The 8,995-nt window shown below is 40.9% G+C and carries 14 protein-coding genes and 1 pseudogene; all 15 read right to left on the reverse strand.

Translation table 11 applies throughout. The annotated features are described in order from the left end of the window. Positions 1 to 7: 7 nt before the first annotated feature. Positions 8 to 1,102, reverse strand: a complete 1,095-nt coding sequence (locus G610_RS0112775; protein ID WP_035797546.1) for an RNA-splicing ligase RtcB — start codon at positions 1,100 to 1,102, stop codon at positions 8 to 10. Positions 1,103 to 1,406: 304 nt separating this feature from the next. Beyond that, a complete protein-coding gene (locus tag G610_RS0112780; RefSeq protein ID WP_026525115.1) occupies positions 1,407 to 2,024 on the reverse strand; it encodes a pyroglutamyl-peptidase I in 618 nt (205 codons plus the stop codon). A 54-nt stretch (positions 2,025 to 2,078) separates the two neighbouring features. Continuing rightward, on the reverse strand, positions 2,079 to 2,630 hold the full coding sequence (locus G610_RS0112785; protein WP_026525116.1) for a hypothetical protein: 552 nt from the start codon (positions 2,628 to 2,630) through the stop codon (positions 2,079 to 2,081). A gap of 12 nt (positions 2,631 to 2,642) precedes the next feature. After that, a complete protein-coding gene (locus G610_RS0112790; protein ID WP_026525117.1) occupies positions 2,643 to 2,858 on the reverse strand; it encodes a DUF1284 domain-containing protein in 216 nt (71 codons plus the stop codon). Positions 2,859 to 3,299: 441 nt separating this feature from the next. Beyond that, positions 3,300 to 3,542 carry a hypothetical protein gene (locus G610_RS0112795; RefSeq protein WP_026525118.1) on the reverse strand — a complete coding sequence of 81 codons (243 nt, stop codon included), beginning with the start codon at positions 3,540 to 3,542 and terminating at the stop codon, positions 3,300 to 3,302. Between the two features lie 89 nt (positions 3,543 to 3,631). Further along, positions 3,632 to 3,823, reverse strand: coding sequence for a hypothetical protein (locus tag G610_RS20850; protein ID WP_196808085.1), 192 nt, complete (start codon positions 3,821 to 3,823; stop codon positions 3,632 to 3,634). A gap of 365 nt (positions 3,824 to 4,188) precedes the next feature. After that, positions 4,189 to 5,130 carry a DUF3658 domain-containing protein gene (locus G610_RS0112805; RefSeq protein WP_026525119.1) on the reverse strand — a complete coding sequence of 314 codons (942 nt, stop codon included), beginning with the start codon at positions 5,128 to 5,130 and terminating at the stop codon, positions 4,189 to 4,191. A 55-nt stretch (positions 5,131 to 5,185) separates the two neighbouring features. After that, positions 5,186 to 6,070 carry a J domain-containing protein gene (locus tag G610_RS0112810; RefSeq protein WP_155831027.1) on the reverse strand — a complete coding sequence of 295 codons (885 nt, stop codon included), beginning with the start codon at positions 6,068 to 6,070 and terminating at the stop codon, positions 5,186 to 5,188. Position 6,071: 1 nt separating this feature from the next. Further along, on the reverse strand, positions 6,072 to 6,866 hold the full coding sequence (locus tag G610_RS0112815) for an MBL fold metallo-hydrolase (protein ID WP_242829650.1): 795 nt from the start codon (positions 6,864 to 6,866) through the stop codon (positions 6,072 to 6,074). Between the two features lie 9 nt (positions 6,867 to 6,875). Next, on the reverse strand, positions 6,876 to 7,214 hold the full coding sequence (locus tag G610_RS20855; RefSeq protein WP_155831028.1) for a rhodanese-like domain-containing protein: 339 nt from the start codon (positions 7,212 to 7,214) through the stop codon (positions 6,876 to 6,878). Positions 7,215 to 7,493: 279 nt separating this feature from the next. Continuing rightward, entirely contained in the window at positions 7,494 to 7,700 is a 207-nt protein-coding gene (locus G610_RS0112830; protein WP_026525121.1) for a hypothetical protein, read from the reverse strand. A 91-nt stretch (positions 7,701 to 7,791) separates the two neighbouring features. Next, the gene (locus G610_RS22705; RefSeq protein WP_330368130.1) at positions 7,792 to 7,968 is read right to left on the reverse strand and encodes a DUF554 family protein; all 177 of its coding nucleotides are present in this window, start codon (positions 7,966 to 7,968) and stop codon (positions 7,792 to 7,794) included. Between the two features lie 19 nt (positions 7,969 to 7,987). Then, complete coding sequence (locus tag G610_RS0112835) at positions 7,988 to 8,533, reverse strand: NAD(P)H-dependent oxidoreductase (protein WP_026525122.1); 546 nt, start codon at positions 8,531 to 8,533, stop codon at positions 7,988 to 7,990. After that, complete coding sequence (locus tag G610_RS0112840) at positions 8,530 to 8,814, reverse strand: metallophosphoesterase family protein (RefSeq protein ID WP_026525123.1); 285 nt, start codon at positions 8,812 to 8,814, stop codon at positions 8,530 to 8,532. Before G610_RS0112840 ends, G610_RS0112835 begins: the two co-directional genes overlap by 4 nt. Next, a pseudogene (locus tag G610_RS23395) lies at positions 8,796 to 8,995 on the reverse strand (RNA-guided endonuclease InsQ/TnpB family protein); the annotation flags it as partial. The pseudogene G610_RS23395 and the gene G610_RS0112840, both read right to left, overlap by 19 nt.

Below are 8,995 nucleotides of genomic sequence, written 5' to 3' on the forward strand. Positions count from 1 at the left end.
CTCTTTCTTATGCATTTCCGCCTTTGTAGTTATAAACAGGTTTGAGGATCTTTGTGATTTCAACGGTATCCTCAACAGCCTGCCTTATGTAATCAATGTTTCTGTATGCAAAGGGTGCTTCATCAAGTGTATCCTTGCTGATGCAAGTAGAGTAAATGCCTTTCATGGATGCCTTGAATTCGGAAACTGTATGTGAATTCAAAGCCTGCTCCCTTGTAGATAGTCTGCCTGCCCCGTGTGGTGCAGAATTGTTCCACTCTGCGTTTCCCTTTCCTTTACCAAGAATCACGCCATCCCTCATATTGATTGGGATGATTACCTCCTCATCTTTTTTGGCCGAGATAGCGCCTTTTCTTAAAATTGCTCCGCTTTCTGTTTCCTCGATATAGTTGTGGATACAGCTCTGCTGGTCTTCTATCTTCCACTTCATACCCTTGCAGATTTCTTTAATCATGATCTGACGGTTCAGGGCTGCGTATTCCTGAACAAGTTTAATATCGTGAAGATAATCCGCTAAAAGTTCACCTGTGAGGAAGGTCATTTCATAAGGAACTTCTATTCCCTGTTTCTTAAGATATTTGTGGCCTTTTTCCATGTAGTATTCAGCCACTTCCTTGCCAAGATGACGACTTCCGCTGTGGATGATCAAATATCCCTCGCCATCATCGTCCGTATCAATCTCAATGAAGTGATTTCCTCCGCCCAGAGTTCCCAGGCTGAGCATTGCCTTGTCCTGTCTGATGTGCTTTGCACAGCGAAGCCAGTCCGGATCAAACTCTCCTGCATCTCTGTGAACAACATTTCTGCTCTTGAAGCCAACCGGGATGTTATCTCTGATTACGGTATCAAGCTTCTGGAAATCCTTTCTTACTTTTCCAATCGCTGCCATACTCATTCCACATCCGATATCAATGCCAATAAGTGCCGGAATCACGGCATCTTTCACAGTCATGGTAAGACCTATGGGGCCAACCTTCCCTGGATGAACGTCCGGCATAACGCAGATTTTACTGCCGGTTGCTGCCTCAGTGTCTGCTATCATCTGAACTTGAGCAATTGCGTACCGGTCCACGTTTCCTTCAGCAATATCGCCCATGCACATGATTTTTGCATCTGTATATTTTCCTGTTATTTGTATCAAAACAAAACCTCCGTATTGGTGTCCTCACAAAAATGCGCACAAAAGACACCTCTAATTCTCAGAGGCTAATTACTTAATTGTCCTGTCAAAAATGGGTAAACTGATAGAACTATCAGCTATAAAGACGGCGGACAATCATGCCTCTGTCATTTCTAGTTTCAGTTGTAAATATAGTCGTCATGTATTTCATGATTGTCCTCCTTTCTGCTCGTTATGAGCACGCTTAATTCTTTGCTACAGACGTTAGTATATCACATATGATGGGTTATGGGGTATCTTCCATTTCTTCCAAAACAGTTTCTACGCATATCTGAATTCCCCTGGACATTTCAGATGTGCTCATCTCCGATTTTGTAGTCTCATCAGAATCAGCCGGGTTGGGAACATGGATGAATCCTGCAGGAATACGTAAATCCTTTGTTTTCAGATAATTCATGATTCTATAGAAAAGATCATTACATACATAAGCACCGGCTGAATAGGAAAGCTCAGACAAAATCCCTTCTTTTGTCATGTTCTCGACCATTTTTGTTACCGGAAGCGTTGAGAAAATGCCATCTTCTCCTTCTGAATCAATCTTCTCGAATTTAGGGCTGTTGCCTTGATTATCAGGAATTCTTGCATCATCGATATTCACGGCAATGACTTCCGGGGTTATCTTTGTCCTTATACCTGCAACGCCAAGCATGATAATCGCATCAGGTATTTCCTCATCAATTCTTTTTTCAAGTATCGCTGCAGCCTCGCCAAATACTACAGGTAACCTTATCACTTCAATTTCTGCTTCTCCTATTCTCCTCGGAAGCAGTTTTGCAGCCTCATAAGAGGGATTTATCTTTGCATTATCAAATGGCTCAAAAGCCGAAATAATCACCTTTTTCATGATTTCTAAGCATCCTTTCTCATCTTTCATTCCAGCTTCAATATCATCAAAAGACTACTTTGTCAAAAATTCAAATATCCCCATTGTAATTGCTTCTGTAATAAGCGGTATCATCCCAAACAGATACCCTGTCATTGGCTTTACTCTGTAATACTGCAAATAGAAATAAAGACTAAGTATTGCTGCGATCGCAGTTAATATAAGAAGAATAGCCACCTTGTCTATCGTAACTGTCTCCCATGCAAAAGCACGGTTTATTGATGCCACTTCAAGCATCGACCATCCTACTATTAGGAACAGTTCAGACGTCACCTGCCTGTGAAGAAAAACTCTGGTTCCATATAGCAGAATCAAATATGTAGCAACGCCAGCGGCTATAATAGTTATTCCGGAAATAAACCCTTTTTTCGGTGGAGTTTTGATTATCCCCATCATATTTATGTATAGCCCGGCAAGACCAAATCCCACTGTAATCAGCAATAAAATTCCATCAAGTCCGGAAGTATGGCTATTACCATGATCAGGATGAAACGCTACTCCCCACCAGACAAGGTAAAATATGCAGCATACGATCAACAGTGCTTGTCCCAACTTAATCTGAGCCATGTTAATACCTCACTAATTTTTGTTTCCGAGCAGATATTTGCCTGAAAGGATATTTTTCTCGCAGGTGCTCATCTGATACCATTCGCAAGTGCCGCAGATTTCCTGCATCTTTTCATGGGTCATCTTTTCGTGGATCATGCTGATTAGCTCCTGATAGTCGTAGACCTTTTTATCCATTCCTATGGTATTGCCGGATTTATCATTTATAGCTGTGTCTGTCTCTGTCATTTCAAGTTTAGACCTTTCAATCGTAATATGCTTTGTTCACGTAATTTAGTATATCATGAACCATTCTTTTGGAAAAAAGAAGGCCATCAGATTTTGCTAAATCTGACGGCCGTTTCACCACTACTTATAAAAATTAACTCTCTTATTACAAAAGCGTTCCTAAAATATGTATTACGCTCCTTTTTACACAACCTATATAAGAAAAGCTCTTAAGGCAAATTTATATACCTATTTCTCACATAACTTCTCCGTCCGGTATATAAATGGAATATAATAATTTAATTTATATACTTTTTTATATGCTTTCCTGTAACATTCACCCCTATGTACTTATTTGGCACAGAAAAAAGTATATAAAAGCCCCATTAAATTTCTATCTTATATACCTGCCTTACTCAATCGCATACAAAAAGATATATAAATTCTATGTATATTTACATCTTATATACCTGTCTCACAAAGCTCAGGTTCTTCATCATCTTCCTGCCTTTTTGAAACGTGATTTCTGATGGATTCCTTGATCTTGTTCTTTATGTGCTTTTTTGTCTTCTTTTTGATGATATGGATAACTATCAAAATAACGATAGGTACAAGGACAATGGCACCAACCTTTAGTCCAAGCTTTATCTTAAGCCACATGAGCTCTTTCTTTTTCTTTTCGATGGCTTTGCTGATTTTACCCATGAAACACCTCCATCCGCGTGATTTATATATACCTTATCATATTTAATCTCGCTTAAAGGGTTTTGGAAGTATTAAATTTCTATTATCTCTCAGCAACCTTTCCCATCTACTCTGCATGCAGCGCCTGCTTCTCCGGGCTTTTCTACCTCTATTCCCTGCTCTGTAAAGTAGCGCTCCCAGTCAAGGATTATTTTTCCATCATCTGTAATGAGTGTAGGAATGCCTATATATCCATTTCCCTTTGCCTCGTTAAAGGCTTCATCCTTATCACGGAGTCTCAAAAACGCCTTAAGGCCTTTAAGGCTCTGGGTTATATCAATATTTTCATAGTCTCAAGCGGTATGCGATTTGGCATTCCGGTATCAGGATATCCAAGAATGAGTCCTCCTGCTAAAAAAGCCCCATCGTATGGGACTTTTATATTTGCTGCATTTGATTGTATGCAACGCTTAAAGCAATAATAAACCGCCCATAATCAAAAATCAATGCTTAATTGATGCTGATTACGAGCGGCACTACATGTCTCTTTTCGTCGAATATCATTATTATTCAAACCATTTCCGCATTTGATCCACAGCTCATATGCACATGGTTAACAATCAGAATTTCTTAAAAATGTCAGCTATTTCGTTTTCATGTAAGCATTTTATCTATTATTCTTCACAAGAGTCCTCATAGCTGACTCCTGCCATTCCTCTGCGAGAAGTATTTCGCCTCTTTCAATCATGCTGTTTACCCTTTCAAATATGATCAAATCACCCAGCATCAGTTCTGTTTTTCCCATCACTTCACCAACAAGACGGCTTATTTTGAAGGTTTTAGACATATTCTTGATAACATCTCTAATTATAGAATCCAGGAACTCTTCATGAAGGCTCACAATACTTCCACTAACCATCAGCCTTAGCGGGAGATTATCTTTTTGAAGATCCTTCCATTTTTCGGAACAATGTTTTATCTGCTCTTTGGTAATATTTTTTTCCAATGATAATGTGTCAAACCACTTCTCCGGTGGCATTTGTCCCCATGCATTACAATAATACTTGCCTGTCCAATAATTTGGAGGCAAATATACAGCACTTACTTTTTCATAATATTTATTCTTATCAAGATAATTCATTAGCCAGTAAAATCCGTTTATTTCAGACGGACTGTTGCTGTACCATATTCTAATCTCTTCTTCGTTACTGATAGCATCCTTTAAAAGTTTCAGATATTTTCTGTTGTTGCCGGCAATCCCATCGACCCATTCTTTTGCAATGTTACCGTTTCTGCTTTCCGGATACATTGTACTGATCAGCTGATAAATCACCTGGTCTCTCTTTTTCCCGGGAATTCTTCCGGAAATGTCGCCATACTCTAAAGACAGCTCAAGGCAAATGATATCTTTAGCATTTCCGCCAATAGGTCTGCTGTTATACCACTTCTCTTCATTTTCCTTGTTGAGTCTTTTGATTCTGTCTGGAACTTTCCCTGAATCATCTTTTATTGTACAGATCATCGACTTTGGGAATTCTCCAACACCGGTAATCTGTGCCATTCTCAAACTTCCCTGAACACTTGGTCCGAATACTATCTCCTTCTTCATTTCATCCCCTATAACATTTCTTGTTACTTTATCATCCTATGTCACAGCATCATATCTACATTCCCAGAAGATCAAGGATCTGCCTTTTGTAAGATACCGGAGTGTCTTTAAGCCCCTGTGGAATCTTAAGGACTATCCGTAACATTATGCTGTTTTTATTGCGACCTGTTTTGATGAGCCTCATCATCTGAGATGAAATCTTCACTTCAGGTTCCTCCAAAAGAGGTAAGATCACGTAGTAAAGTGCATCATCATCAAATGAAATATCTCCGAGGAACACTCCGGTCACAGGATTTTGGGCTACTGCCCTGTTGTCAGAAAGGAAAATATCGACAGGCTCACCTTCATGGAAAGCATCTGCTCCTTTGGCAGAACTCTTTATATAGCCGATAAACTGATACTCTTCTGTATCTTCCGTACTGCCAACGGGTTCTCCAATTTTCCTTGCTGCATCCGCAGGTAAGACATATTCCTGCATCATAAGATGGAAAATCCCCATGAGAACATCACCGGAAAGGGCGTCCTCCGCTCCCGAAGCTACATCCTTTGCGGCTTCAAGTACGCTTTTCGCAAAGAAAGGAAAATCCTCAAGATCGGGATCCCAGATATACTTGCCCTCAGCTACTTTTGACAGCGGAAGGTCCTCATCATCATAGATTCTGTACTGCACATATACAGCCCTTTCGCAGAATGCTTCCCCATTAACGGCAGCTTCCCACTCCCAGTCATCACTGCTGTCTGTCTCTAGTTCAAGACTTTCCCTGATTACCTTATATGCCTCTATGACTTTGGTTATCATCCCATCATCGGACGCCTCTCCCCTATGCCTTTTCGCGTCGGGATGATGGACAAAAAGAAGTCTTTTATACTTTTTCTTTATGGTGTTTTCATTATCGCTCCTTGACGCGCCAAGGATACGATAAGCCTCAATTATATCCATGTTATTCAAGCACCAGCTCTTCGCCGGGTTTAACAATTATTCTTCCGGGAACATCAAAGCTCTCAGCTACAGACTGATCAAAGCAGTTGGTCTTATCTGCAGGGATCATGTGATAGGGAATGTTGTGCTTTGCGCCAACGGTTTTAGCGCACTCAATTGCTTCCTGCACATCCATGTTGTAGACACCGTCACAGCAGAAAAATGCATAATCCAGATTCCTCTCCGCCAAATCCTTCATCTGAGGTGTTGTGGAAGTATCTCCGGACAGATACAGTGTCACTCCATTTGAAAAAGTAAGGATAAAACCCACACATTCATTAACGTCATGATTCTTGTTGTAGCCTGCTTCCACAGCTTCAACCTTTACATATCCAAGATCAAAGTTCTGATGCTGTCCTCCGCTTAAGGCCTCAACCCATGAAATAGTCTCGCAATTCGGATTCTTTGTAGCTATCTCATCTGTCTGTGTGTGATCATAGTGGCTGTGTGTCATAAGTATCAAATCTGCCGGCACATCATAGCCTTCCCCGGCAAAAGGATCCACATAGATCACTTTTCCCTCAGCTGTGGTAATCCTCATACTTGCGTGTCCCTGATACAAAAGTTTTGCTGCTCCCATGTCATCTCCTCCGTTTTCTGCATTTGCGTTACTGTTATCTGTGGCCTCTTCCGTTATTGGAAGAGCATCCTGATCCTGCATATCGTTACTATCTTTACTCGGCTCGCTCTCACCTGTCTCAATATCCCCAGTCCAGTCGATGATTCCTCCGAATTCATACACTTTCGAATATCCCATATCCGCAAGCTACTGCGAGGCTTCCTTACTGCGTCTGCCGCTTCGGCAATAGACAAGGATTATCTGATCAAAGTCCGGAAGTTCTTTAGGCGGGTCCACATCAATGCTTTCATTAGGTATTAGAATTGCACCTGGGATATGCCCTTCTGCATATTCATCCTCCCTACGAACGTCGACAATAACATGACCATCGTCCTTTGCCATCATCTCCCTGGCTTCGTCCTGCGATATCTGTGTATACTCAAATGTCTGAATCATTCCATCACCATCCATGACCTGACCTTTTTCGCCACAGGCTGCGATGAGCAATAAAAACATAAGTCCCAAAACACCACAAAGTTTTTTCATTCTGATCCCCTTATGTGCTATATCCATAATCGCATTACTTTCCTTTACTATAGCCTTTTTGTGTGCTTTTGCATAGGACTAGGAGAATGGCCCATGGGCCAAAAAAAGACGGCAGAAATTTCTGCCGCCGTGTCTTTTCTTAGGAGTTTTTCTCCTCTTCCATCTTTTAACAATATCGCGCGTTTTTTAATTATCCATAAAACTCACAAAACATAAATTCATAAGTCTATTTTTTCATGAAAAATGGCATATTGTGTGAAGTAAATTTTCATGAAAAAGTCATGGCTTTGAATCATTTTTGCTTCGACATTTGCGATTCAAACGTGCAGATGCTGCAAAACAGGTGGCCGCTGCAAAGAAAACTGCTCCCAGTCCAAAATGTTTATCTGCTATCTGAAATACGGATGAAGTATAGAGAAGCGTTGCTGCAAGTGTATTTAACTTTGAAATCTCTGCTTTCATCTCTTTAATTCTTTCATTTTCCATAGTTAACTACCCTCCTTCTGAAGTAAATATACCTCGTCCCAGAAAAAAAGACCGCTTCTACACCAGAAACGGTCAAATATACACTGATTTATCATATCGGTATGTATGCTGCTATAACAGCCACAATCAGCGCAGGCAGCATATTTGCGACTCTTACCTTTTTACCCCAGACAAGATTTACTCCCACACAGAAGATCAACACCGATCCCACCAGTGACAGATTCGATATTGCAGACTCAGTCATTATCGGTGCTACAAGCTTTGCCAAAAGGGTCACAAGGGTTACATCATTCTACGCGGGCAGCCCCAAGAATCGCGTCCACATCTGCCCCGACAACATCAAGGCCCTCAGCCTTAATCTGGTAGACTTCGTCTATTCCATAAAAATTATTGGCAAGAGCTTTTACATAGCCAAATCCCAGCTCGTCAGATAAAATCGGCCCGCCGGCGGTTGTTACATAATACAGCTTATCGGCTTTACATAAACCTGTAGGTATGCCCGTTTCCGAATATGTAAAGGTCAGTCCCAGGACATTTATCTGCTCAAAAAACTGCTTGAGCATAGCAGGAAAAGAAAGGTCATAATAAGGAGCAGCTATTACTATTGTGTCTGCAGCCGCAAAATCTCTGCCAAGAGAAAACATAGGATCATCGTATTTTCCGGCGTTTTTAAGGTCTTCACGATGATTTATAAACTCTTCATCAACCACAGGAAAATCTACGTCTTCCAGCCTGATTTCCTTTACCTCACCTTTTAAAGTACTTAACAGTTGCTTAGCCAAAATCAATGTTCTAGACTGCTTGCGAACACAAGCGTTAACAAATAAAATCATAGAATTCTCCTTTTCCTTAAACGGTGAACTATAGTGCTTCTATTTCCTTTATCGCTGCTAAACTGTGGATAACAGATGGTACCCGGATTTACCAGTACAATGCCGGTCTCTTTGTCCTTTCTGATCTCTGCATAATGTGTGTGACCAAAAAGAACTATATCGGCATTTCTTGCGATTGCTGCTTTTTTAAGAGTACCATAATCTTCCTCATATTTTACGTTATGAACTACCTTCACCAACTCTGCGTCGGAAAGGGTTTCTGTTATGCCGCTTTGCGGCATGAACCTTCAGTCTGCCTATGGCATCCTGAAGAACAGGGCATGTCCACTATGCCACTATCCCATTGTGTTACCTTTGGGAATACTTTTCTCAAGATATTTGCAGCCCCGTTTATGTCTGCATTTGTGAGTGTTCCATCGTAGTGCCTGTAGAGTCCTCTTTTTATCCTTCTTCCTGAAAAAG

Origin of the sequence: Butyrivibrio sp. MB2005 (assembly GCF_000424285.1) — a bacterium.
Taxonomy (GTDB): Bacteria; Bacillota; Clostridia; order Lachnospirales; family Lachnospiraceae; genus Butyrivibrio.

What these genes read in the sequence shown, in the direction of transcription:
- G610_RS0112775 (WP_035797546.1), bottom strand. Translation starts at nt 1,102, where the DNA reads ATGTGCATGGGCGATATTGCTGAAGGAAACGTGGACCGGTACGCAATT.
- G610_RS0112780 (WP_026525115.1), bottom strand. Translation starts at nt 2,024, where the DNA reads ATGAAAAAGGTGATTATTTCGGCTTTTGAGCCATTTGATAATGCAAAG.
- G610_RS0112785 (WP_026525116.1), bottom strand. Translation starts at nt 2,630, where the DNA reads ATGGCTCAGATTAAGTTGGGACAAGCACTGTTGATCGTATGCTGCATA.
- G610_RS0112790 (WP_026525117.1), bottom strand. Translation starts at nt 2,858, where the DNA reads ATGACAGAGACAGACACAGCTATAAATGATAAATCCGGCAATACCATA.
- G610_RS0112795 (WP_026525118.1), bottom strand. Translation starts at nt 3,542, where the DNA reads ATGGGTAAAATCAGCAAAGCCATCGAAAAGAAAAAGAAAGAGCTCATG.
- G610_RS0112805 (WP_026525119.1), bottom strand. Translation starts at nt 5,130, where the DNA reads ATGAAGAAGGAGATAGTATTCGGACCAAGTGTTCAGGGAAGTTTGAGA.
- G610_RS0112810 (WP_155831027.1), bottom strand. Translation starts at nt 6,070, where the DNA reads ATGGATATAATTGAGGCTTATCGTATCCTTGGCGCGTCAAGGAGCGAT.
- G610_RS0112815 (WP_242829650.1), bottom strand. Translation starts at nt 6,866, where the DNA reads ATGGGATATTCGAAAGTGTATGAATTCGGAGGAATCATCGACTGGACT.
- G610_RS20855 (WP_155831028.1), bottom strand. Translation starts at nt 7,214, where the DNA reads ATGAAAAAACTTTGTGGTGTTTTGGGACTTATGTTTTTATTGCTCATC.
- G610_RS0112830 (WP_026525121.1), bottom strand. Translation starts at nt 7,700, where the DNA reads ATGGAAAATGAAAGAATTAAAGAGATGAAAGCAGAGATTTCAAAGTTA.
- G610_RS0112835 (WP_026525122.1), bottom strand. Translation starts at nt 8,533, where the DNA reads ATGATTTTATTTGTTAACGCTTGTGTTCGCAAGCAGTCTAGAACATTG.
- G610_RS0112840 (WP_026525123.1), bottom strand. Translation starts at nt 8,814, where the DNA reads ATGCCGCAAAGCGGCATAACAGAAACCCTTTCCGACGCAGAGTTGGTG.